Origin of the sequence: Castellaniella sp. GW247-6E4, from assembly GCF_040276065.1 — a bacterium.
In the GTDB taxonomy this organism is placed as follows: domain Bacteria; phylum Pseudomonadota; class Gammaproteobacteria; order Burkholderiales; family Burkholderiaceae_B; genus Castellaniella.
The window spans coordinates 159,391-183,010 of the sequence record NZ_JBELOI010000006.1; the positions used below are offsets into that span (position 1 = coordinate 159,391).

Annotated in this window: 21 protein-coding genes; 15 read left to right on the forward strand and 6 right to left on the reverse strand. The window is 66.7% G+C overall.

Going from position 1 to position 23,620, the window contains the following annotated elements; translation table 11 throughout:
* Positions 1-27: 27 nt before the first annotated feature.
* From ABS761_RS09350 to ABS761_RS09415, 14 genes are all read left to right on the forward strand, one after another.
* A complete protein-coding gene (locus ABS761_RS09350) occupies positions 28-468 on the forward strand; it encodes a MaoC family dehydratase (RefSeq protein ID WP_350408022.1) in 441 nt (146 codons plus the stop codon).
* A 90-nt stretch (positions 469-558) separates the two neighbouring features.
* The gene (gene ggt, locus ABS761_RS09355; protein ID WP_350408024.1) at positions 559-2,319 is read left to right on the forward strand and encodes a gamma-glutamyltransferase; all 1,761 of its coding nucleotides are present in this window, start codon (positions 559-561) and stop codon (positions 2,317-2,319) included.
* Between the two features lie 150 nt (positions 2,320-2,469).
* The gene (gene metC / locus ABS761_RS09360; protein WP_350408026.1) at positions 2,470-3,711 is read left to right on the forward strand and encodes a cystathionine beta-lyase; all 1,242 of its coding nucleotides are present in this window, start codon (positions 2,470-2,472) and stop codon (positions 3,709-3,711) included.
* 3 nt (positions 3,712-3,714) lie between these two features.
* On the forward strand, positions 3,715-4,815 hold the full coding sequence (locus tag ABS761_RS09365; protein WP_350408028.1) for a DUF2817 domain-containing protein: 1,101 nt from the start codon (positions 3,715-3,717) through the stop codon (positions 4,813-4,815).
* Positions 4,816-4,845: 30 nt separating this feature from the next.
* A complete protein-coding gene (locus ABS761_RS09370; RefSeq protein ID WP_350408029.1) occupies positions 4,846-5,484 on the forward strand; it encodes a VOC family protein in 639 nt (212 codons plus the stop codon).
* Between the two features lie 68 nt (positions 5,485-5,552).
* A complete protein-coding gene (locus ABS761_RS09375; protein WP_350408031.1) occupies positions 5,553-6,635 on the forward strand; it encodes an ABC transporter substrate-binding protein in 1,083 nt (360 codons plus the stop codon).
* A gap of 38 nt (positions 6,636-6,673) precedes the next feature.
* Positions 6,674-7,429 carry an ABC transporter ATP-binding protein gene (locus ABS761_RS09380; RefSeq protein WP_350408033.1) on the forward strand — a complete coding sequence of 252 codons (756 nt, stop codon included), beginning with the start codon at positions 6,674-6,676 and terminating at the stop codon, positions 7,427-7,429.
* Positions 7,430-7,431: 2 nt separating this feature from the next.
* Positions 7,432-8,265 (forward strand): ABC transporter permease, encoded by an 834-nt coding sequence (locus ABS761_RS09385; protein WP_350408035.1) that lies wholly within the window; start codon positions 7,432-7,434, stop codon positions 8,263-8,265.
* On the forward strand, positions 8,262-9,041 hold the full coding sequence (locus ABS761_RS09390) for an ABC transporter permease (RefSeq protein WP_350408037.1): 780 nt from the start codon (positions 8,262-8,264) through the stop codon (positions 9,039-9,041). The genes ABS761_RS09385 and ABS761_RS09390 overlap by 4 nt, the downstream gene beginning before the upstream one ends.
* A gap of 31 nt (positions 9,042-9,072) precedes the next feature.
* On the forward strand, positions 9,073-9,504 hold the full coding sequence (locus ABS761_RS09395) for a PaaI family thioesterase (protein WP_350408039.1): 432 nt from the start codon (positions 9,073-9,075) through the stop codon (positions 9,502-9,504).
* An 8-nt stretch (positions 9,505-9,512) separates the two neighbouring features.
* Positions 9,513-11,027, forward strand: a complete 1,515-nt coding sequence (locus ABS761_RS09400) for a class I adenylate-forming enzyme family protein (protein ID WP_350408041.1) — start codon at positions 9,513-9,515, stop codon at positions 11,025-11,027.
* Between the two features lie 76 nt (positions 11,028-11,103).
* A complete protein-coding gene (locus ABS761_RS09405; protein ID WP_350408042.1) occupies positions 11,104-12,123 on the forward strand; it encodes a zinc-binding dehydrogenase in 1,020 nt (339 codons plus the stop codon).
* A 12-nt stretch (positions 12,124-12,135) separates the two neighbouring features.
* A complete protein-coding gene (locus ABS761_RS09410) occupies positions 12,136-12,897 on the forward strand; it encodes an SDR family NAD(P)-dependent oxidoreductase (protein WP_350408044.1) in 762 nt (253 codons plus the stop codon).
* Positions 12,898-12,970: 73 nt separating this feature from the next.
* Positions 12,971-13,474: an Lrp/AsnC family transcriptional regulator gene (locus ABS761_RS09415; protein WP_350408046.1), complete on the forward strand. Its 504-nt coding sequence runs from the start codon at positions 12,971-12,973 to the stop codon at positions 13,472-13,474.
* Positions 13,475-13,497: 23 nt separating this feature from the next.
* Here the strand turns inward: ABS761_RS09415 and purU are convergent, their stop codons facing one another.
* The 4 genes from purU to ABS761_RS09435 are packed head-to-tail and all read right to left on the reverse strand — an operon-like array spanning position 13,498 to position 16,133.
* Entirely contained in the window at positions 13,498-14,346 is an 849-nt protein-coding gene (purU, locus tag ABS761_RS09420) for a formyltetrahydrofolate deformylase (protein ID WP_350408048.1), read from the reverse strand.
* A gap of 1 nt (position 14,347) precedes the next feature.
* Positions 14,348-14,878 carry a flavin reductase family protein gene (locus ABS761_RS09425; RefSeq protein WP_350408050.1) on the reverse strand — a complete coding sequence of 177 codons (531 nt, stop codon included), beginning with the start codon at positions 14,876-14,878 and terminating at the stop codon, positions 14,348-14,350.
* 8 nt (positions 14,879-14,886) lie between these two features.
* Positions 14,887-15,516 (reverse strand): pyridoxamine 5'-phosphate oxidase, encoded by a 630-nt coding sequence (gene pdxH / locus ABS761_RS09430; RefSeq protein WP_350408051.1) that lies wholly within the window; start codon positions 15,514-15,516, stop codon positions 14,887-14,889.
* Positions 15,517-15,533: 17 nt separating this feature from the next.
* On the reverse strand, positions 15,534-16,133 hold the full coding sequence (locus ABS761_RS09435; RefSeq protein WP_502881403.1) for a gamma-glutamylcyclotransferase: 600 nt from the start codon (positions 16,131-16,133) through the stop codon (positions 15,534-15,536).
* A 149-nt stretch (positions 16,134-16,282) separates the two neighbouring features.
* On the opposite strand from ABS761_RS09435, the gene ABS761_RS09440 reads away from it, so the two are divergent.
* The gene (locus ABS761_RS09440) at positions 16,283-17,197 is read left to right on the forward strand and encodes a tRNA threonylcarbamoyladenosine dehydratase (protein WP_350408053.1); all 915 of its coding nucleotides are present in this window, start codon (positions 16,283-16,285) and stop codon (positions 17,195-17,197) included.
* On the opposite strand, the gene ABS761_RS09445 is transcribed toward ABS761_RS09440, so the two are convergent.
* Both ABS761_RS09445 and uvrA read right to left on the reverse strand, forming a co-directional pair.
* Complete coding sequence (locus ABS761_RS09445; protein ID WP_350408055.1) at positions 17,194-17,898, reverse strand: aminotransferase class IV; 705 nt, start codon at positions 17,896-17,898, stop codon at positions 17,194-17,196. The two genes, ABS761_RS09440 and ABS761_RS09445, sit on opposite strands and share 4 nt — an antisense overlap.
* The gene (uvrA, locus tag ABS761_RS09450; protein WP_350408057.1) at positions 17,895-23,594 is read right to left on the reverse strand and encodes an excinuclease ABC subunit UvrA; all 5,700 of its coding nucleotides are present in this window, start codon (positions 23,592-23,594) and stop codon (positions 17,895-17,897) included. Before uvrA ends, ABS761_RS09445 begins: the two co-directional genes overlap by 4 nt.
* Positions 23,595-23,620 lie beyond the last annotated feature (26 nt).

Here is a 23,620-nt window from a genome sequence, read left to right on the forward strand (position 1 = left end):
AATCATTGATTGATCCGGATTATTGTCATGAAGTTCAAGGATTTCAAAGTCGGCATGGTCATCAGCCATCCTCCCATCGAGGTGGACGAGGCGGAAATGCTGGCTTTCGCCAAGGCCTACGATCCCCAGTGGTTCCACGTCGATCCCGAGCGTGCCCGCAAGGGTCGTTGGGGCGGGCTGATCGCCAGCGGCTGGATGACCTGCGGCCTGGCGATGCGCATGGCGGCGCAGGCCGCGCTCGAGGGCTCCGAATCCTTTGGCTCGCCCGGGCTCGAGCGCTTGCGCTGGATGGCGCCGGTGCGACCCGGTGACTGGCTGCGGCTCGAGGCCACGGTCGATGCCTTGCGCGTATCCGCCAGCCGGGACGATCTGGGCATCATGCGTTGGACCTGGCGGGTCTACAACCAGGACGATGTCCAGGTATTCGAGGGCGAGGCGACCAATCTGTTCGAGCTGGAAGTCGACTAGTGGGATACTAGTGTCCCACTAGTCAACCGCGGCGCGCCGCGTTTCCGGACTGGGCCGGGCGCGCGACCGGGCGGGCATCAAGGAGCTCGCATGACAACTTTCCGGTGTGCAATGGGCAGGCGCTTCGCGGCGCTACTGGTCGGCGGCCTGTTTTGCGCGGGCGCGCTCGCCGCCGCCGGCCACGAGCATCTCAACCCCGAAGCCGCCAGCGGCCGCATGGCGCGCGCGGCGGCCTACGCCAGCCACTACATGGCGAGCACCGCCAATCCGTGGGCGACGCGGGCGGCGGCCGACATCCTGGCGCGCGGTGGCGCCGCCGCCGATGCGGCGATCGCCGCGCAGATGGTCCTCAATCTGGTCGAGCCGCAGTCCTCCGGTATCGGCGGTGGCGCCTTTATCGTGGCCTTCGATCCACGCGATGGCGGGGTGCTCACCTACGATGGCAGGGAAACCGCCCCGGCCGCGGCGCGCGCCGGGCGCTTCCTGCGCGCGGGCGAGCCCATGGATTTCCACGAGGCGGTCAACAGCGGCCGCTCGGTAGGGGTGCCGGGCGTGCTGCGCGCCCTGTGGCGGCTGCACCAGGCCCAGGGTCGCCTGCCGTGGGCCGAGCTGTTCCAGCCGGCGATCCACCTGGCGCGCGCGGGTTTTCCGGTGTCGCCGCGCCTGCATGCCCTGCTGGCGGGCGACCGGGATTTGCCCCGCCAGGCCGCGGCGGCGCGCTATTTCTACGGTCCGGACGGCAGGCCCTGGCCGGTCGGGCACGTGCTGCGCAATCCCGCGCTGGCTGACACCTTGGCGCGGATTGCGCGCGAGGGGCCGGATGCGTTCTATGAGGGGCCGATCGCGCGCGACATTGTCGCCGCCGTGGCCGCGCACCCCGTGCCGGGCGATCTGTCGCTCGAGGACTTGCGCGATTACCGCGCCCTCGAGCGCGCGCCGGTGTGCATGCCGTACCGCGTCTACCGCCTGTGCGGCGCGCCGCCGCCCAGTTCCGGCCCCCTGGCGGTGCTGCAAATCCTCGGCATCCTGGCGCACACCCCGATCGCGCGGGCCGCGCCCGAGTCCCCGCAGGCCGCGCACTGGTTCGCCGAGGCCGGCCGCCTGGCGTACGCCGATCGCGACGCCTACGTGGCCGATCCCGCCTTTGTCGAGGTGCCGGTGGCCGGCATGCTCGATCCCGCCTACCTGGCCGCCCGCGCCGCGCTGATCCGGCCGGGCCGGAGCATGGGCCGTGCCGAAGCGGGCGTGCCGCCCGCCGCGCCACCGCGTCCGGGCGCCGGCCGGGGCCTCGAACCGCCGTCCACCACCCAGGTCTCGATCATCGATGCATGGGGCGGTGCGGTGTCGATGACCAGCTCCATCGAGGGGGCCTTCGGCAGCAAACTCCTCGTGCGCGGCTTCCTGCTGAACAATCAGTTGACCGATTTTTCGTTCCTGGCCCAGGACGCGCGGGGCCGGCCGATCGCCAACCGCGTCGAGGCCGGCAAGCGGCCGCGCAGCTCGATGGCGCCCATGCTGGCGTTGCGCGACGGGCGCGTGGCCCTGGCGATCGGTTCGCCGGGCGGCAGCGCCATCATCAATTACGTGGCCCAGACCCTGGTGGGCGTGTTCGATTGGGGGTTGGGCCTCCAGCAGGCCATCGATCTGCCGCATGTCGGCAGCCGCAACCAGGCCACCGAGCTCGAGGCTGGCACGCCGGCCGAGGCGCTGGCCGGGCCCCTGCGCGCCCTGGGCCACGAGGTCCGGGTAGGTGAGTTCCCGAGCGGCCTGCAAGGCGTCCAGCGCCTGCCCGACGGTCGTTTGCTGGGCGCCGCCGACCCGCGCCGCGAGGGGCTGGCCCTGGGGGGCTGAAGTAGGGGTACGATTAAAAGAAATAAATTCTACTAATAACTTAAAAATAGAAATTAAAATCTAGTACTGGATTACGAACTAGCATGTGGTTTTGATTTAATGGGTCTTGTGATAGTATCGCTCCACTCAGATCGAGAAATTGGAATGTAAATGTCATCTTCATCTCATGGTGCCCCGAGCCGGGTTGGCTCGGCGGCGACTCAACTGACACGACTGGGTCGCGGCCAGGAGAGTTCTCTCCTCTATGTCAATCCGCCTGTGGTTCGCGGAACGACCGTTCTGGCGGATTCCCTGGCGCAATGGCGCCAGCGCGCCGGCTTGCGCTCGAGCGACAAGCCCCAGGCGAATTACGGTCGCTTTGGGACGCCGACGACTGCCGCGTTCGAGTCGGCCATCGCCGAGTTGGACCAGGCCTACAGGGCATTGTGTTTTCCTTCTGGCTTGGCGGCCTGCACGCATGCGCTCCTGTCCGTGTGCTCGCCGGGCACGCACGTCCTGATCAGTGAGTTCGCCTATTGGCCGCTACGGGAATTTGCCGAAAATACCCTGAGGCGCCTCGGTATCGAGGTGGAGTTTTTTCCCGAACTGGATGCCGATGGAGTGGCCGCGCGCTTTCGCAGCGACACCTGCGCGGTGTATCTCGAGTCGCCGGGTTCCATTACGTTCGAGATCAGCGATGTGGGCCATATCGCGGCGCGCGCGCACGAGCGTGGCATCTGGGTGCTGATGGACAATACGTGGGCCACCTCCTTGCTGTTTAAACCACTTGCGCACGGGGTCGACATCGCCATCCAGTCCGCCAGCAAGTACATCGGGGGGCATTCCGATTGCATCCTGGGCGTGGCCTCGTGCAATCAGAACGCCTGGGAGCTGTTGGCCAGTTCCGTCACACGCTTTGGGCAGACGGCGTCTCCGGACGATCTGTATCAAGGCCTGCGGGGCCTGCGCACGCTGGGAGTGCGTTTGCGTGAGCATGGCGACTCGGCCCTGGCGCTGGCAATCTGGCTCGAGCAGCAACCCGAGGTCGCTGTCGTGTGCTCACCCGGTTTGGCATCCCATCCGGGGCACGCGCTTTTCAATCGCCTGTTCGGCGGTGTGTCCGGCTTGTTCTCTTTTGTATTCAGGCCCACAAGCGAGCAGCGCTTGACGGCTTTCTTTGATACGCTGCGCGTTTTCGGCATTGGCCTGTCGTGGGGGGGGTACGAGAGCTTGGTGGTGCCCCTGGCGGCCCGGCCGGATTCAGAATTGCCGCGGGCTGCCAGCGGCGGGCAGCTCGTGCGCGTCCATGCGGGGCTTGAGTGCACCGACGATCTGATCCAGGATATGGAGCGCGCCTTTACCGCCATGCGCGGCGTGTCCGCCGTGCCAGAGAAAATAGCCCAGAGTTCCTAAGCCATGAAAGATACCGAGATTCTAGATTTGTATCCGACCCACTATGCGCAGGCGCGCGCCCGTTTTCTGGCGGCGGCCCAAGCGGCGGATGCGACACTGTACACGCAGGTTCTGCCGGATCAGGTGGGGCCCGCCAACGAGGGGTTGGCGCTGGACGCGGCCTATGTGGGGGCCGCCGACGCCTCGCGCGTTCTCGTGATGCTCGCCGGCACGCATGGCTCCGAGGCTTACGCGGCCTCCCCGCTGATGGTGGCATTCCTGCAGGCGCAAAAGCAGGTGGAGCTGGCTGGCGACGTGGGCGTTCTTCTGGTGCATGCGGTCAACCCCTATGGCTTTGCCCACATGCTGCGCACCAACGAAAATAACGTCGACTTGAATCGCAATTTCATTGATTTTTCAAGCCCGGTGCCTGGCAATCAAGGGTATCGGGCCATCCACCCGCTGATCTGTTCGGGGGATCATACCGAACACGGCAAGGCGGCCGCACGGGCGGCGCTCGATGCGTGGATTGAAGAAAATGGGCAGGCGGCCTTTTTCAATGCCATTTTTGCGGGTCAGTACGAGGTGCCCGACGGCTTGATCTATGGGGGCCAAGAGCGCCAATGGTCCAATCATGCGCTGCAAAACGTGGCGGATCGTTTTCTCGGCCATGCCCGACGGATCGGCTTCATCGACTGGCATACGGGCCTGGGGGAATACGGCCAATCCTTCTTCCTGTGCTTCAACGAGCCGGGCAGTCCCGAGTGGGAGCATTGCTGCGCCTGGTGGGGGCGTGACGCCATCGAGAACAAGGGCGGATTCGGCGGCGCGCCCAGGCCCCGCTATTCGGGGCTTGTTTTCCAGGGAATGCGCGAATTTTGCGCCCAGGCGGAATTTTCAGGCGCGGTGATCGAGTTCGGCACCACGCCGCCCGAGGCCACCATTGCGGGCCTGCAGCTCGATCATCGCTTGCGATTTGATACCATGCTAGAGCAGGAACAGCGGGCCGTGCTGCACGAGCAGGCCATGGCTTCTTTTTGTCCTCGAGACCCGCAGTGGCGTCTCGATGTCATGCGTGAAGGGCTGTGGATTGTCGGTCGGGCGCTCGACGGGCTGCGCGCTTAGCATTCTCATCCCTACGTCGGAGCTTTCTTCATGCTGACAACCCTCGATCATTTCATGTATGCCGGCACCAGCCTGGACGACATGGCCACCGGGTTTACCGCGCTGACGGGCATCGTGCCCGAGCAGGGGGGGCGGCACCCGACACTGGGCACCCATAATTGTCTGGTCGGGGCGGGGTCATCCACCTACCTTGAACTCATCGCCCCCGACCCTGCGTCCGACGTGCGCAGCCCGATGCGCGACGGGATGGAGGCTTTGCCGCGTCCCCAATTGCATCGATTCATCATGCGCTGCGCGTCCGCCGATTTTCCGGCGCTGGCCGAGGCGTACCGCCGGTCGGGCATCGAGGCGCCTGTTCATGATCTGGAACGCCTCACGCAGGATGGCCAGATCCTTCGGTGGCGCCTGATGATTCCGGAGGCCAATTCGTACGGCCTGTTTGCACCGCTTTTCATCGATTGGCTCGATACGCCCCATCCCACTGGGCGCCTGACTCCGGACGCCACGGTGCTGGCCTGCGAAGCGGGCCATCCGCAGGCGGATCGACTCGCCTTGCTTTGGCGAGACCTGGGCGTGGAGATTCCTTTGCGAGCGGCGGACGCGCCCTATATGCATGTGCGGCTGGGAACACCCAGAGGCGAAGTTGCCATGACATCCGGGTTTCTATAGATCCTCCGGCGCACCTGTTTTCCACTAGAGAGACGAGAAACCTACAAACGCACGACACAGGAGACACCATGAATCCAATCCCCAATATGCTTCGCACCGCCGCCTTGGCGGCAACCTTGTTCTCCGTGGCCACGGCATTGCAGGCCGAGCCGCTGAAAACCGTTCGCATCGGCTATCCGCCGGCCTGGTCCGCGGTCGAGGCGGCCATTCCCTTTGGCGATACGCTGGGCTTCTTCAAAGAGGAAGGCATCGCACTCGAATACGTCTCAGTCCAGGGCACGGCCATCCTGCTCCCGCAGGTCGCCAACGGCTCGGTCGAGTTCGGCATCATGACGCCGGACCTGGCCATTATCGCGGCATCCAAGGGCGAGCCCTTTCCCGTCAAATTCTTCTACAATTTTTATCCCCGCAACATCTTTGAGTTCACAGTTCTCGAGAACAGCCCGATCAAGTCCCTGGCGGATCTCAAGGGCAAGACAATCGGGGTGGGCGCATTGAGCTGGGGCAATCTGCCGATGTCGCGCCTGATGCTGAGCGACGTGGGCGTGACGTGGATGAAGGATGTGAAAGTCCTGCCGGTGGGCGTTGGCCCTGCCGCCTGGGAACGTCTGAAGTCGAGCAGCGTGGATGCGCTTAACCTGCCGGCGACACAGAACGTCATGATGGAGCAGGCGGGCACGCCGATCCGGCGCCTCGAGCTTCCCGAGGAATTCCGCAAGGTGTTCTCCAACGGTATCGCCACCAGCAATGAACTGATCCAGAGCAATCCCGAACTGGTGGCCGGGATGAGCCGCGCCGTCAGCAAATCCATCGCGGCTTGCATGGCTGCGACCGAGAATTGTGTCCGTTCCTACTGGAAGATCGACCCCAGCTCCAAACCCACCGCGGACAACGAGGCGCAATGGGTGCGTACTTTTGTGGCGGTCAACCAGGGTACCTACACGATCGGCGAATTGGCCTCCCTGGAGGGCAAGCACGGTGTTTATACGGAATCCGATTGGAAAAATATCGTCCAGAAAATGAAGGACGGCGAACAGATCAAATCCGCGGATTTTGATATCTCGGCCCTTTATACGGATCGCTTCGCAAAGGATTCCAACGATTTTGACATCGAGGCTGTGCGCGCCGCAGCGAATGCCGCGCAGCCATGAACGCCCCCTTGCCGCACGAACTCCAATTGGCTAAAAGCATGCTGTTGAACTTGCGCGACATCAGCGTGAGCTACCCGAGCCGCAGGGGGCCCGTGCTGGCGCTGGACAAGCTCAACCTGAGCGTCCAGCCCTCATCCTTCGTATCGGTCCTGGGGCCATCGGGCTGCGGCAAGTCCACGCTGGTCCGCCTGGTCTCCGGTTTGCAAAAACCGACCACCGGCGCCGTCGAGTTCGATGGCGTGTCGGCGGTGGGCGCCCGTGATGATGTCGGGGTGGCGTTTCAGCAGGCGGCGCTATTGCCTTGGAAAACGGCACTCGAGAATGTGCTGCTGCCGATTCGGCTGACCGGGCAATCCGTCCGGTCGGCTTCCGAGCGTGCGCGCTCTTTGCTGGATCTGGTCGGTTTGTCGGGTTTCCATGATCGCTACCCGTTTGAATTGTCGGGGGGGATGCAGCAGCGCGTTTCGCTGGCGCGCTCCTTGATCCGGGATCCATCCATTCTCGTCATGGATGAGCCGTTCTCGGCGCTGGACGCGATGACGCGTGAAAACATGATGATCGAGCTGCAGCGCATCTGGCTGGATACGCGCCCCTCGGTGCTGTTCATCACGCACTCTATCCAGGAGGCGGTCTTTCTTTCAGACCGAGTCGTGGTGATGAGCGGACGGCCCGGCAAGGTCATTGCCGACGTGCCGGTCGACCTGCCCCGGCCCCGCGATGTGCAGACCCTTGCGCATCCTCGCTTTGTCGAACTGTCGAATCAGTTGCGCGATCTGTTCAACACAGAGACTTGACCATGAGGGATGCTCTCCATCTTCGGCAGCCGCGTGCGGTGATCAAGGGGGACGTGGTGCGCCGAGCGTCGACCTTTTTAGCGGGGTTTGCGCTTCGCCTGGCCCCGATCGGCCTCCTGGCCCTCATCTGGCATGGCCTCGTGCAGGGTTTCGATATTCCCAGCCGTCTCATGCCGGGCCCCCTCGAGGTCGCCGGGCGCATCTATACCGGGCTCTTCGTGGATGCCGATCTCTGGCTCCATCTGTGGCTGACATTCAAGAGCACGTTCGCGGGGTTTGCATTGGGATCGGTGCTGGCCATCGCGCTTGGCAGCGTGCTGGCCATGAACCGCAAGCTCGAGCTGCTGGTCTATCCGCTGGTTGTGCTGATACAGGCGGTCCCCAAGGTGGCCATCGCACCGCTCGTTCTGCTTTGGCTGGGCTTCGACGCGCGCAGCACGATCACGCTGGTCGCCCTGATCTGTTTCTTTCCCGCCTTCGTCGGCGCATTCGTGGGCGTCCGATCGACACCCGCCGTGCTTCTCGACCTTTTTCAGACCCTGAAGGCATCCGGTTTGAAAACCTATCTGCATTGCAGCCTGCCCAACGCGGCCGGTTCAATTGCCGCGGGCCTGCAGGTGGGCTGGGGATTTGCGCTGGTGGGTTGCGTGGTGATGGAATTCATCATGGGCATGGGGGGGGCCGGGTTCTTGATCGACAACTCGGCCAACGCGCTCGATACCGTGACCGCTGTGGCGGCGATGGTGCTGTTGGGGGTGCTGGGGTATATCGGCGGCGGTGTGCTGTCCGGGATCCGCAGGCGCATCGTCTTCTGGGAGGGGGATCGGCCGCAATGACTCATGATCAGTTCATTCCCGGCTGGATGCGTGTGGCTTTGCCCGCCATTGGCTTGGCGCTGCTCTTTGCGGCATGGCAGGGCTTGGCCGAGTTCGTCGTGTCGGACTCGAGGCTGCTGCCCACGCCGATGCAGGTCGGAAACAATCTATACGCCTGGATATCGAGCGGCGGTTTCATGCCGCATCTCGTGGCGACGGTCTATGGGTCCCTGGGAGGGCTCGCCATCGGTGCGGGACTGGGCTTCGTGAGCGGCGTGATCGTTGGCGAAGTGCGCCTGCTGGATCGCGCGGTGTATCCCATGGCGCTGGCCTTGCAGGCCATGCCCATCGTGGCCATTGCGCCTCTGGTCATCGTGTGGTTTGGTATCGGCCTGGCCTCAAAGATGGCCTTGGTGGCGGTGGGCACGTTTTTTGTCATGTTCATCCATACCGTCGCAGGCATGCATGCGGCGCCGGCGGAGCTGCTCGACATGGGGCGCGCCTTTGGCGGAAACCGCTGGCGCGTCGCGTTCACCATCAAGATCCGGGCATCCCTTGACTATGTCTTCAGCGGGCTCGAGGTCTGTGCGGCCCTGAGCTTCATTCTGTGCGTGGTCGGCGAATTCCTTGCGGCCATCGCCGGGCTGGGCTATTACCTGCGCGCAGCCTCGTACGACATCGATGCGAGTTCGATGTTTGCCGCCGTGCTTGTGCTGGCGGCGCTGGCCTCGCTGCTCGCACTCGTGGTGCGCCTGGCGCATCAACGCGTTGTGTTCTGGAAATACCGTAAAAACTGATGGTGCGATTGCACTCGACAAGGAGTTTCGAATGACCGTTTCATCCAATGCGCCTGTGACCCGTGAAGTCCTGCAATCCTGGGCCGACGCATCGCCCTTCATACGCCATTGCCGGATGGAGGTCTGCGAGGTGGATGCAAGCAAAGGGTACGTAGAAATGAAAATGCCCATGTTGCCCGAGCTGGCGCGCGATACGGCCGGCAAGCAATTCCATGGGGGTCCCGTGGCCTCGTTCATCGATACAGCGGGGGATTTTGCCGTTGCGCTCATGGTGGGGGGCGGCGTGCCCACGATCAATTTCCGTGTCGATTACCTCCGTCCATCCGGTGGCGAGTACCTGGTGGCGCGCGCCACAGTCCGGCGGGCGGGCCGCACCGTGGGTGTGGCGGATGTCGATATCTTTGACGACCAGGGGCGTCTGACCGCAGTGGGCCGAGGCTGCTACAGCACGCAGATTGGTTGAGGATGGTCATGAGCAACGTTCCCTTTCCGACGGGCCCCAACCTCGGGGGCATGATCGCACCGCAGGTCGAGGCCGCTCAGCCGTGGCTGATCGAGGTTGCGAGCGATGGGGCCGAGCGCGTTTTTGACTTTGGCGATCTGCATCGCGCGGCGGCGGGCGTCGCGCTGGCCCTGAGGGCCCGCGGCCTGGCTCCGAATGCGCGTGTCGGGATCATAGGCTTGAACTGCGCCGAGTATCTGCTGAGCTACTACGGGATCATGCAGGCGGGGCTCTGTGCGGTGCCGATCGGCTACAAGCTGGCGCAGGACACGGTGGAGCACATCGTGGAGGATGCCGAGGTCGAACTGCTGTATGCCGATGCCGCTTGGGCCGAGCGGCTCGAGGGAAAAGTCCCCGTGCTGCCCCTGGATGATCGGGCCGCGTGGTGGGCACATCTCCATCAGGGACCGTTCGACATTGCGCAGGTCCAGGCACGGGATCCGGCGACCATCCTCTATACCTCCGGCTCTACCGGAACGCCTAAAGGGGTGCCGCTGACGCATGGCGCTTATATCTGGACGCTGGATCGGGTGTCGGTCAATGGCGGCGAGTTCATTCGCCGCACGGCCGCCCGGGTGATCACCGCGGCGCCGTTGTCCCACATGAATGCGCTCTTCCTGGCCAAGACGGTGACGGCGTATGGCGGCACTCTCGTGCTGATGACGCATTTCGATGCGCGCGCATTTCTCGAAAGCTGCATGCGGCATCGCTGTGCCGTCGTCACCGCGGTGCCAACCATGCTGGCTCTCTGCGCCCGTGAAACGGCAACGATCGCGCGGCTGGACCTGGGGGCGGTGCAAAGCGTGGCGGTCGGATCCGCACCGCTCACGGGCGCCTTGTGCGAGCAAATCGCTGCGATATTCCCCCATGCGACCGTGCAGAACGGCTGGGGAACGACGGAAACAGGCCCAGCCGTCTTTGGGCCGCATCCCGAGGGCATCGACAGGCCGCCCCTGTCGCTGGGCTATCCGCTCCAAGGGGTCGAGGTGCGGCTCGAGGGCGGGACCGGGGATGAGGGTGAGCTTTATGTCCGCAACGGGGCCATCATGCCCGGCTACCTGAACCGTGACGACGAGACTCGGAAGCGCCTCAAGGATGGCTGGTACCGGACGGGCGACGTCATGCGCCGAGACGCGCACGGTTTCTTTTATTTTGTGGGCCGGACCGACGACATGTTCGTTTGCGGCGGAGAAAACATGTACCCCGGCGAGATAGAGCTTTTGCTGGAAAAGCATCCCGGCGTGGCACAGGCCGCGGTGGTGCCCGTCCCCGATCAGATCAAGGGCCAGGTGCCGGCTGCATTCATCGTGCGGCGGCCGGGGAGCACCGTCAGCGGGGACGACCTCAAGCAGTTCGCCTTGAGCAATGGCCCGGCTTACCAATACCCTCGTTTTATATGCTTCATCGACGAGATGCCGCTGTCAGCGGCAAACAAGATCGATAAAAAACACATCCAACAGATGGCGGGCGGCTTGAGCCGCTGATCTCCGCCCGATGTTCCGTCCGACGACCCCTCATCACTGGACGCCAGGCGCCCGGTCACTTTATTAGGTTGAAAGCATGAAAGCTCAAGTCATTCGTTCCCATGGCACCATCGACCAGATCACCTATGAGGAAAACTGGCCGACCCCCGAGCCCGAGGACGGCCATGTCGTGATCCGCGTCAAGGCGTGTTCTCTAAATTATCACGATCTCTTCACCCTGAAGGGCATGCCCGGCATCAAGGTGCCGATGCCGATCATCATGGGGATCGACATGGCGGGCATTGTCGCGGCGGTTGGTCCCAATTGCGGCGCCTGGAAGGAAGGCGACCGCGTGATGGTCGATCCGCTGCTGCGGGAACGCTACAGCTTGCTGGGTGAGACGCTCGATGGCGGCCTGGCCGAGTTCTGCAAGGTGCCGGCCGATCAATTGATCTCGCTGCCCGAGAACGTCGGCTTTGAGCAGGCAGCCGCTTTGCCGGTGGCCTATGGCACCGCCTACCGTATGATGGTCACGCGCGGCGGCATGCGGCTGGACGGCAGCGCGGCGGGGGAAAAGGTCTTTATCCTGGGAGCCTCGGGCGGCGTCGGCACCTGCTGCGTGCAGTTGGCAAAGCTCAGCGGCGCCGAGGTCATCGTGGCCGCCTCCAGCCAGGAAAAGCTCGAGAGTCTCAAGGCTTTGGGCGCGGACCACGGCATTAACTATCGGGACGAGGATTTCATGAAGGCGCTGCACGGCATCGCCGGCAAGCCGCGCATCTGGGGCGAAGGCGGCGTCGATACTATCGTCAATTTCACGGGTGGCGACACCTGGGTGCCGTCGATCAAGAGCCTGCGCAAGGGCGGCAGCCTGCTGACCTGCGGGGCGACGGCGGGTTTCGACCCCAAGACCGATATGCGTTACATCTGGACCTTCGAACTCAATATCATAGGCTCCAACGGGTGGCTGCGCGAAGACCTGCACTCGCTGCTTGAGTTGGTTCAGCAAGGACAGCTCAATCCGCCGGTCGACATGCGCTTTGCGCTGGCGGACGCGCCCAAGGCTTTCCAGGCGCTCGAGGATCGCCAGGCCTTTGGCAAGCTCATCATCGTTCCCTAAGGACGGACAGCCATGGCCCCCCTCGAAGGAAAAACCGCGCTTGTGACCGGCGCAAGCCAGGGCATTGGCCGCGCGATCGCCCGCAAGCTGGCGGGCAAGGGTGCGTTTGTCGTGGTCCATGGGAATCGTTCCGTCGAGGCGGCCGATGCGCTGGTGCTCGAGATCGAGTCCGCTGGCGGCGGCGGCGCCGTGCTGCAAGCGGATCTCTCGCACAAGGATGGGCCCGCCCACTTGTGCGACATGCTGGAGGAGCTGCTGCGAGCGCGTTTCGGCGATCCGGGCCTGGATATCCTGGTCAACAATGCCGGTGCGCTCAAGCGTGAACCGATCGAAACCGTCACGCCGGAACAGTTCGACCTGACGCTGGCCGTCAACCTGAGGGCGCCCTTCTTTCTGATACAGCACCTCCTGCCCCGCTTGCGTGACCATGGGCGCATCATCAATGTGTCATCGATGAGTACCCGGGTGGCCTTTCCGACGATGGCTGCCTATGCGCCCGCCAAGGCGGGCCTGGAGGCGCTCACCCGTATACTGGCGGCACACCTCGGGGGGCGGGGGATCACGGTGAATGCGGTCTGCCCCGGTCTGACGGATACCGGCATGAATCCCCTGGAAGCAGGTTCGGAGGCGGCCAGGCTGGCGATCTCCAGCATCGCCTTGGGCCGGCTTGGGCGGCCCGACGATATTGCGGAGGTCATTGCCTTCCTGGCCGGTGACGAAGCGCGTTGGGTGACTGCACAGTGCATCGAGGTCAGCGGCGGCCAACGCATTTGATTATTTTGATCAATGATCCTCCCGGGCGCGCCAAGCCGGATGGGCCCGGGCAATGGATCGAGGATGGTGCCAATTGGACGGAATTGATCGTCATATCCTAGCGGTGCTGCAGGAGGACGCCGATTTGGCTGTCAGCGAGGTGGCAGCCAGGGTCGGCTTGTCCAGTACGCCATGCTGGAAACGGATACAAAAGCTCAAGGATGACCGCGTCATCCAGAAACAGGTGGTGCTGTGCGACCCCGATTTGCTGGACTTGAGCACCACGGTCTTTGTGAGAATATCCACGAATCAGCACAATGAGGCCTGGCTGCAGCAATTCACCCGCGCGGTCCAGGACATTCCTGAAATAGTGGAAGCCTATCGGTTGAGCGGCGACGTGGATTATCTCTTGCGAATTGTCGCTCGGGACATACAGGGATACGACTCAGTCTACAAACGGCTGATTCAAGCCTGCGAGCTGCACGATGTCAGCGCTAGTTTTGCAATGGAGAGAATAAAGTACTCCACGGCGCTTCCAATTGAACTCGAGGACGAATCGGCCACCCCGCAGCATCGCGGCATGCGCAAGTCGAAATAGCGGCTTTCATTGCAGTGTCCGCGCTAGCGGAACACGACCGTGCGCCCGCCGTGGAGCAGGACGCGGTGCTCGACCTGCCAGCGCACCGCGCGCGAAAGCACCAGGGATTCCACGTCGCTGCCGATCCGGGTGAGGGCCTGGGCGTCCATCGAGTGATCGACGCGTTCGATGTCTTGCTCGATGATTGGGCCCTCGTCCAGATCCTGGGTGACATAGTGGGCGGTCGCGCCGATGATCTTGACCCCCCGGTCGTGCGCCTGATGGTAGGGGCGCGCACCCTTGAAGCTGGGCAGGAAGCTGTGGTGGATATTGATCGCGCGGCCTTCGAGCGCGCGGCACATGTCCTGGGTCAGGATCTGCATATAGCGCGCCAGCACCACCAGATCGACGCGCTCGCGCTCGGCCAGGTCCAGGATGCGTCGCTCCTGCGCGGCACGGGTCTCGGGGCTCACCGGCAGGTGATGGAACGGCACGCCGTGCGCCTGGGCCAGCGGCCCGAAATCCGGGTGGTTGGACACGACCCCCGCGATCTCGACCGGCAGTTGGCCGCTTTGCGTGCGAAACAGCAGGTCGTTCAAGCAGTGCCCCTGGCGGCTGACCAGGATCAGCAGGCGGGCCTTGCGGCGCTTGTCGTGGATCTCGAAGTGCATCGAAAAGCGCCGCGCCACGCCCTCGAAATCCCGCGCCAGCTCGTCGATCGCCGACTCGTGGGGCAGCGAGAAATGGATGCGCAGGAAAAACCGCTCGGTATCGCTGTCGCCGAACTGTTGTGAATGGATGATGTTGCCGTGCCGCGTCAGCAGCCAGCCCGAGACGTGATGGACGATCCCCATGCGGTCGGGGCAGGACAGGGTCAGGATGTATTCGCGCATTTCAGTTGCGTGACAGGGGCTCGCTCGCGGGGGTCAGGTCGAAATCGCCCGCATGGTAGATCAACGGCGCGATGAGCTGCCGCCAGCAGTGTTCGACCCGGCCGACCAGGATGGTATGGTCGCCCGCCGCGTGCCGTTGCGTGTTGTGGCATTCAAACCAGGCGGCGCAGCGGGGGTCGGCGAGCATCAGCGTGCCGTTGGGCGCGCGGTCCAGGTCCAGGCCGAGGAAACGCGCGGCCTGCGGGCCGTGCGAGAATCGCCGCGCGAGGTCGACCTGAGAGGCCGACAACACATGGATGACGTAGCGCTCGGCGCGCGTGAACGCCGGCAGCGACGAGGCGGCGTGCGTCAGGGTCCACAGCACCATGGGGGGCGCCAGCGACACCGAGCTGAACGAGCTGATGGTCAGGCCCAGCGGGGCGCCGGTGTCGGGGTGCTCGGCCGTGACCACGGTGACGCCGCTGGGGAAACGGCCCAGGGCGGACCGAAAGTACAGATCCGGAAAATCGGCGGAGGCGGGGGATGCGGGCATGGAGTCGATCAGGGCGCCAGGCGCCGCAGGACCCAGCCCTCGCCCTGGCGCGCATAGACCAGGCGGTCGTGCAGCCGCGAGGGGCGGCCCTGCCAGAACTCGATGGATTGCGGCGCCAGCCGGTAGCCTCCCCAGTGCGGTGGGCGGGCGGGGTCGTCCCCCAGGGATTGCGTGAGCTCGCGCATGCGCGCGGCCAGGGCCTCGTGGGTCGTCGGCCGGCTCTGCGCCGAGGCCCAGGCGCCGATGCGCGAGCCCAGCGGGCGGCTGCTGAAATAGGCGTCGGATTCCTCGGCGGCGACCCGCGCGACGCCGCCCTCGATGCGGACCTGGCGCTCGAGTTCGGGCCAGAAGAACAACAGGCTGGCGCAGGCGTTGGCCTCGAGCTCGAGGCCCTTGCGCGATTCGTAGTTGGTATAGAACACGAAGCCCTGCGCGTCGTAGCCCTTGAGCAGCACGATCCGCGCGGCGGGCCGGCCCTCGGGCGTGGCTGTCGCCAGGGCCATCGCCGTGGGCTCGCGCACCTCGCTGTGCAGGGCCTGCTCGAACCAGGTCCCGAACTGGGTGATGGGATCGGCGGCGGCGGAGGATTCCAGCAATTCGAACTTCTGGTAGGTCTGGCGGATATCGGCGATGGACATGTGGGGTTCCGGGGCGGTCAGCGCGGGTGCTCGGTGGAGGGGTGGCCGGCCGCGACGGCCCGCGCGATGGCGCGCAGCTTGCGGTCGTGGATGCCGGCGGCCTCGAGGGCGCGGGCGGTTTGCAGGACGTATTCGGTGCAGGGGCCATAGCGGCCATGGCCCTGGCGCACGATGGGCACGATCTGGTCCACCGACAGGCCCGGCACATAGCCGTCGTCGGCGCGGTTCATGGTGAACACCAGCGCCTGGAGGGGGCCTTGGGGAGTCTGGCAGCTCAGCCAGCGCGGAATATAGGCCCCGGTGGGCATCTCGCGCCACCACAGCGCGTCCATGATGGGCGGCACCTGGCCGGCGGCGATCCGATAGGCCCGGCCCTGGCATGAGCCGCCCATGTCCAGGCCGAACACCAGGCCGGGGGCCTCGGGCGTGCCCCGGTTCACGCGCGACCACAGGCACAGGGCGCGGTGATAGCCGTGGATGCGGCCCAGGCGGGATTCGACGTGATCGAACTCTGGGCGCCAGATCAGCGAGCCGTAGCCAAAGACCCATAGATCGCTGTGTCCGTCCCAGTGGCTCAGCGTGTGGTCGATCGACGCACGATGCGCGGCGGCGTCCAACAGCCTGAAGCTCCGGACGGTGGGCGGAGATCGGCGGGGGGACGACTTGGGGGCGTTCACGGGGGTTGGCAATCCGGGGGCTGCGGGAATCGTACCCCTATTGTAGAGGACTTGTCCGTTAAAATGGCCGCGATATCGGACACTCCCCCATGATCCCAGACCCTTCCCCAGCGGCGGCGGACGATGCCGCGCCCCCGATTTCCGCGCCTTGGCCGGACGCGCGCCCCTCGCCGGCCGACGCGGCCGGACCCGTCGACGCCGGGCGGCGCTTTGGCGGGATCGACCGGCTGTACGGCGCGGGCGCCCTCGAGGCGCTGGCGGGCCTGCACGTCGTGGTCGCCGGCATCGGCGGGGTCGGGACGTGGTGCGTCGAGGCCCTGGCGCGCTCCGGCGCCGGTGCCCTGACCCTGGTCGACCTGGACCACATCGCCGAGTCCAATATCAATCGCCAGGCCCATGCCCTGGGCAGCACCCTGGGCCGCTCCAAGGTCGAGGCCATGGCCGAACGCGTGGGCGACATCAATCCCGCCTGTGCCGTGCGCCTGATCGATGATTTCGTGGACGCCGACAACGTGGCCGGCATCCTGGCGGTCCGGCCGGGGCCGGGCATCCTCGTGGATTGCACCGATCAGGTGCCGGCCAAGGTGGCGATGGTCCTCGCGGCCCGGGCCGCGCACTGGCCGCTGATCGTGTGCGGCGGGGCCGGCGGCAAGACCGACCCGCTGGCCCTGCGCGCCGGCGACCTGTCCCAGGCCGTGCACGATGCCTTGCTGGGGCGCGTGCGCCAGGTGCTGCGCCAGCGCCACGGCTATCCCAAGGGCGGCGCGGCGGGCGGCAAGCCCAGCCGCCGGCCGGCCCGCATGGGGGTTTCGTGCCTGTGGTTCGACCAGCCGGCCGTGCTGCCGTCGGCCTGGCGCGGCGCCGACGGCGCGCCCGCCCCGGCCGAGGCGCCGCAGGGCCTGTCCTGCGCGGGTTACGGCTCGGCCGTCGCGGTCACGGCCGCCATGGGCATGGCCGCCGCCGACCGGGCACTGCGCCAGGGCCTGGCCCTGGCCGGGCTTTAGGCCTCGCCGACGCCGTCCGGACCCCGATCCCCGGGGGGGCCGTCCACCGTGTCCAGGCGGGCGTCCAGCCAGCCGCGCAGGGCGTTCGAGACCCGCAGCGCCGAGGCCGCGCGCAGGTCGGCCACCGACAACCGGGCCTCGCGCGCCAGACCGGCATCCAGCAGGGCCTGGCGCCGCACCCCCGGCAGCAGTCCGCTGGCCAGCGGCGGCGTCAGCCAGGCGCCGTCCTCGTCACGGATGTACACATTGCTGCGGCTGCCTTCGCACAGCTCACTGCGCGCGTTGCCGTAAATCACGTCGAACACCCCCGGATGCGTCGCCAGCCACGCCTCGTCCGCCGCGAACCAGGGCCGGTGCGTGGTCTTGTGCGCCAGCCAGAAGGCGTCCGCGTCCAGGGGCGCGGGTGCCAGCCGCAGGCGCACGGGCTGCGGGGTGTCGGGCAGCGGATCAGAGGCGATGCGGCTCGCGCCGTCGGGGCCCACCAGCAGGCGCAGACGGAAGACGCCGGTCGGAGCGGCCGCGCGGGCGTGTGCGATCCGGGCGTCCAGCGCGGGCAGGTCCAGGGGGTATCCCAGGGCCGCGGCCGAACGCGCGAGGCGCGCGCGGTGCCCCGGCCACAGGGCGATCGTGCCATCCTCCAGGCGCATGGTCTCGATCAGCTCGGGCGGTGCGCCGGGCGCGGGCACCCGCGCGGCCGTCATCCCGCGCCCTCCGGGAGGGCGGGGCGGCGCGCCATGCCCGCTTGCCGGGCCAGGAACTCGGCCAGGACGCGGCCGGTGTGGGTGGCGGCGGTCGCAAGGTGTTCGGGGCTGCCGTCGGCGACCAGCCGGCCGCCGTCCTCGCCGCCTTCCGGACCCAGGTCCAGAATCCAGTCCGCCTCGGCGATGATGTCCAGATTGTGCTCGATCACCACCACGGTATTGCCCGCGTCCACCAGCCGGTGCAGCACGTGGATCAGCTTTTCCACGTCGGCGGTCGACAGGCCCACCGTGGGCTCGTCCAGCACATACAGGGTGTGCGGCGCGCGCGAGGCGCGGCCGGTGCGCGTCAGCCCCTCGTCCAGGTGCGCCTTGGTCAGTTCGGTGACCAGCTTGATGCGCTGCGCCTCGCCGCCCGACAGCGTGGGCGAGGGCTGGCCCAGCGTCAGATAGCCCAGGCCCACGTCCTGCATCAGTCGCAGGGCGCGTGAAATCTTGCGGTGCGCGGCGAAATGGCCGACCGCCTCGTCCACCTCCATGCGCAGCAGATCGCCCGCGCTGCGCTCGCGCCAGCGCACGCCCAGGGTCTCTTGGTTGAAGCGCGCGCCGTGGCAGGCGTCGCAGGGCACCTTGACGTCGGGCAGGAAGCTCATCTCGATGGTGCGCATGCCCTGGCCCTCGCATTCCGGGCAGCGGCCCTCGCCCGTGTTGAACGAGAAGCGCGAGCTGGTCCAGCCCCGCATGCGCGCCTCGCGCGTGGCGGCAAACAGCTTGCGCACATCGTCCCAGAAGCCCACGTAGGTCGCCGGGCAGGAGCGCGGCGTCTTGCCGATCGGCGTCTGGTCCACCTCGAGCACCCGGTCGATCGCCTGCCATCCCGCGATCGAGGCGCAGCCGCGCCACGCGGGCGCCTTGCGGGCGGACACCGCGCGCGCCAGATTGTCCAGCAGCACATCGCGCGCCAGGGTCGATTTGCCCGAGCCCGAGACGCCGGTCACGACACTGAGCCGCCCCACGGGGATGCGCGCGTGCACCTGCCGCAGATTGTGCAGGCTCGCGTCGATGATTTCGATCATCGGCGTATGTGCCTCGATCGCGCGGCGCCCGGCCATCGGGTGGCGCAGCGGCTCGCGCAAGTAGCGGCCCGTGAGCGAGGCGGGGTTGCCCATGATGTCCTCGACGCTGCCCTGCGCCACCACCATGCCGCCGCGCACGCCCGCGCCCGGGCCGATATCGATGACGTGGCCCGCCCGGCGGATCGTGTCCTCGTCGTGCTCGACCACCACCAGGGTGTTGCCGTTGTCCTCCAGGCGCGCCAGGGCGTCGAGCAGAATGCGGTTGTCGCGCGGGTGCAGGCCGATCGTGGGCTCGTCCAGCACATAGCACACGCCTTGCAGGTTCGAGCCCAGTTGCGCGGCCAGGCGGATGCGTTGCGCCTCGCCGCCCGAGAGCGTGGGCGAGGCCCGGTCCAGCGCCAGGTAGCCCAGGCCGACGGATTCCATGAAATTCAGGCGGCTGCGAATCTCGGCGAGCACGTCGCGCGCGATCTCGGCCTCGCGGCCCCGCCCGCTGATGCCGAGGAAAAAGCGCTGGGCGTCGCTGACCGCCATCGAGGCCAGCTCGGCGATCGAGCGGTCGCGCCAGCGAAAGGCCAGCGCCACGCGGTTGAGGCGCTGGCCCTTGCAATGCGGGCAGGGCGCCAGTTCGTCGCCCGCCCATTCGTTCCAGGCGGTCTCCTCGCCGCTCTGATCCTCGGTGAAACCCTTGAGCTGCAGGCCGGTGCCGAAACAATGCGTGCACCAGCCGTGGCGCGAGTTGTAGGAAAACAGCCGGGGATCGGGCTCCGGGAAGCTGGTGCCGCAGCTCGGGCAGGCGCGCTTGATCGAAAAGGTCAGGGTTTTGGGCTGGGCCGCGAGGCCCGAGGCGCGGCGCGCGCCCAGGTCGCCGTTTCCGGCGGTCAGGCCGGTCAGCAGGCTGAAGCGCCCGCGGCCGAGGGCCAGGGCCTCGCGCACCGCCTCGCGCAGCGCCCCCTCGTCGCGCACGTCCACGACCAGATCGCGCACCGGCAGCTCGATCGTGTGCTCCCGATAGCGGTCGAGGCGCGGCCAGGGGGCCACCGGAATGAACTCGCCATCCACCCTCAGGTGCGTGTGGCCGTGCGACGCCGCCCATTTCGCGAGGTCGGTGTAGTAGCCCTTGCGCGCCACGACCAGGGGCGCCAGCAGGCCGATGTGCTGGTCCGCGTGGTCGCGCAGAATTTGCGCGACGATTTGTTCCGGGGTCTGGGGCTCGACCGCGACGTGGCAATCCGGGCACATCTGGGTGCCCAGCTTGACGTATAGCAGGCGCAGGAAATGATGGATCTCGGTCATCGTCGCCACGGTGGACTTGCGCCCGCCCCGGCTGGTGCGCTGCTCGATCGCCACCGTGGGCGGGATACCGTAGATCGCATCCACGTCCGGCTTGCCCGCGGGCTGGACGATGGCGCGCGCATAGGCGTTCAGGGACTCCAGGTAGCGGCGTTGTCCCTCGTTGAACAGGATGTCGAAGGCCAGGGTCGATTTGCCCGAACCCGAGACGCCGGTGATCACGGTGAAGGCGTCGCGCGGGATGTGCACGTCGATGCCCTTGAGGTTGTGCTCGCGGGCGTTGACGATGTGGATGTCGCGCGCGGGCTCGGCGCGCACGGCGGCGGCGTAGGCCGTGGGCGGCTCGGACAACAGGCCGCGGCGCGATTCCAGGTCGCGGACATAGTCCGCCAGGGCGCGGCCGGTATGCGTGTCGCCGCGCGCCATCAGCGCTTCCGGGGTGCCCTCGGCAACCAGCCGGCCGCCCTGGTCGCCGCCTTCGGGGCCGAGGTCGATCAGCCAGTCGGCGGCGCGGATCACATCCAGATTGTGCTCGATGATCAGCAGCGAGTGGCCCGCGGCCAGCAGCTTGCGGAAGGCGCGCATCAGGCGCGCGATGTCGTCGAAATGCAGGCCCGTGGTCGGCTCGTCGAACAGGAACAGGCTGCCCCGGGTGGCCAGGCGCTGCCGGGAGGTGTGGGTCTTTGCGGCCTGGGCCAGGTGGCCGGCGAGCTTCAGGCGCTGGGCCTCGCCGCCCGACAGCGTGGGCACGGGCTGGCCCAGGCGCAGGTACTCGAGGCCCACGTCGGCCAGCGGCGCCAGCGCCCATTGCACGTCGCGCAGGCCCTTGAAGAAATCCAGCGCCTCGCTGACCGTCATGTCCAGGACCTCGTCGATCGAGGCGTCGCGGCCCATGTGCTCGATGCGGACCTCGAGGATCTGCGGCCGGAAGCGCCGACCGTCGCAGTCCGGGCAGCGCAGGTACACGTCCGACAGGAATTGCATCTCGACATGCTCGAAGCCCGTGCCGCCGCAGCCCGGACAACGGCCGTCGCCGGTGTTGAAGCTGAAGGTACCCGCCGTGTAGCCGCGCTCGCGCGCCATGGGCGCGGCGGCGAACAGCTTGCGGATCGCGTCGAAGGCGCCGACATAGCTCGCCGGGTTCGAGCGCGCGGTCTTGCCGATCGGCGCCTGATCCACCAGCACGATATCGGCAAGCCGTTCGGCGCCCAGCAGGGCGTCGTGCGCGCCCGGCGCCTCGGTCGGCCGGCCCAACTGCTTGAGCATCGCCGGGTACAGCACATCCTGGACCAGCGTCGATTTGCCCGAGCCCGATACGCCCGTCAGGCACACCAGGCGGCCGAGGGGGATGGAGACCGAGAGGTTTTGCAGGTTGTTCGCCCGGACGCCTTGCAGGATCAGGCGTGGCGTGGCGTCGGCCACCGGCATGGGGCGCGGCGCCTCGATCCGCGCCTCGCCGCTCAGGTAGCGGCCCGTCAGCGTGTCCGAACGCGCCAGGGCCTCGGGCGTGCCGTCGAACATGATGCGCCCGCCGCGCTCGCCTGGCCCGGGGCCGATGTCCAGGACGCGGTCGGCGGCGACCATGACCTGCGGATCGTGCTCGACCACCACCAGCGTGTTGCCGTGCGTGCGCAGGCGGTGCATCACCTGCACGATGCGGTGGATGTCGCGCGGATGCAGGCCGATCGAGGGCTCGTCCAGCACGAACAAGGTGTTCACCAGCGAGGTGCCCAGCGCCGTCGTCAGGTTGATGCGCTGGACCTCGCCGCCCGACAAGGTGCGGCTCTGCCGGTCCAGCGACAGATAGCCCAGCCCCACATCGCAGAGGAAGCGCAGGCGCGTGCGAACCTCGTCGAGCAGTTGGCCCAGGGCCTCGTCGACCGCCTGGCCGAATTCGATGCGTTCGAAGCATTCACGCACGCGCTCGATGGGCAGGCGCATCAGGTCGTGCAGGCCCAGGCCGGGCAGGGCGTCGAGCTGCGCCGGCGTCCAGCGGGCGTGCACCGGCATGAAGCGCGGGTAGCCGGGTTGCGGCGAGGTATCGCGCCCCAGCCGCCAGAGCGTCGCGTCGGGCTTGAGGCGCGAGCCGCCGCAATGGGGGCAGGGGGTGTAGCTGCGATACTTGGACAGCAGCACGCGCACGTGCATCTTGTAGGCGCGCGACTCGAGCCAGTCGAAAAAGCGCTGGGCGCCGTACCACTGGTGCTTCCAGGCCGAGCGGCCTCCCTTCCAGTCGGGCGCGCCGCCGATCACCCAGTCGCGCTCGGCGGGCTCGAGCGCGCGCCAGGGCACGTCCAGGCGCACGCCGGCGCGCGGCGCGTACCGCTCCATTTCCTCTTGGCATTCCTTGTAGCTGGCGGTCTGCCAGGGCTTGATCGCGCCGTCGCGCAGGCTGCGTGACGGGTCCGGCACCACCAGGCCGTAGTCGATGCCCATCACCCGCCCGAAGCCCCGGCAGTGTTCGCAGGCGCCCAGGGGCGAGTTGAAGGAAAAGGTGCTGGGCAGCGGCGTGCTGTACTCGATGTCGCAGTGGGCGCAATGCAGGCCCGCACTGAAGCGCCAGTCCTCCTCGGCCTCGTCGAACTGGGCGTGCACCGTCACCCGCCCGTTGCCCTGCGCCAGCGCGGTCTCGAGGGCTTCGTCCACGCGCGAGGATTCGGCGTTGCCCAGGCGGAAACGGTCCTGGATCACATGCAGGATGCGCTTGGCCGGGATCGTCTTTGCGGCCTTGCCAGTGGCCTTGCGGCCGGGCGGCGGCGGAGGCGGAGGCGCGGGGTCCTCGGCGCGGTGAATGCGGGTGTAGCCCTGCTGCTCGAGAAAGCCGCGCACCTCGTCGTCGCTGAAATTCGCCGGCACCGCGACCGGGAACGTCACGATCAGGCGCGGGTCGCGGGCCGCGCAGCGCGCGGCGAGCCGACGGGCGATGCTCGCGGGCGTGTCGCGCTCGACCGGTCGTGCGCAGCCCGCGCAGTGCAGATGGCCCACGCGCGCGTAGAGCAGTTTCAGGTGGTCGTTGAGCTCGGTCATGGTGCCCACGGTGCTGCGCGAATTGCGCACCGGGTTCACCTGGTCGATGGCGATCGCGGGCAAAATCCCCTCGATGCGGTCGACCTGTGGTTTATCCATGCGGTCGAGGAACTGCCGCGCGTAGGGCGAAAAGGTCTCTACATAGCGGCGCTGGCCCTCGGCATAGAGGGTGTCGAAGGCGAGCGAACTCTTGCCCGATCCGGATACGCCGGTGATGACCAGCAGTTCCCCCGTGTTGATGGTGACATTGAGATTCTTGAGGTTGTTCTGGCGTGCGCCGACGATGCGGATGGGAGCGTTCATCGCGCCATCATAATCCGTTCCGGGCA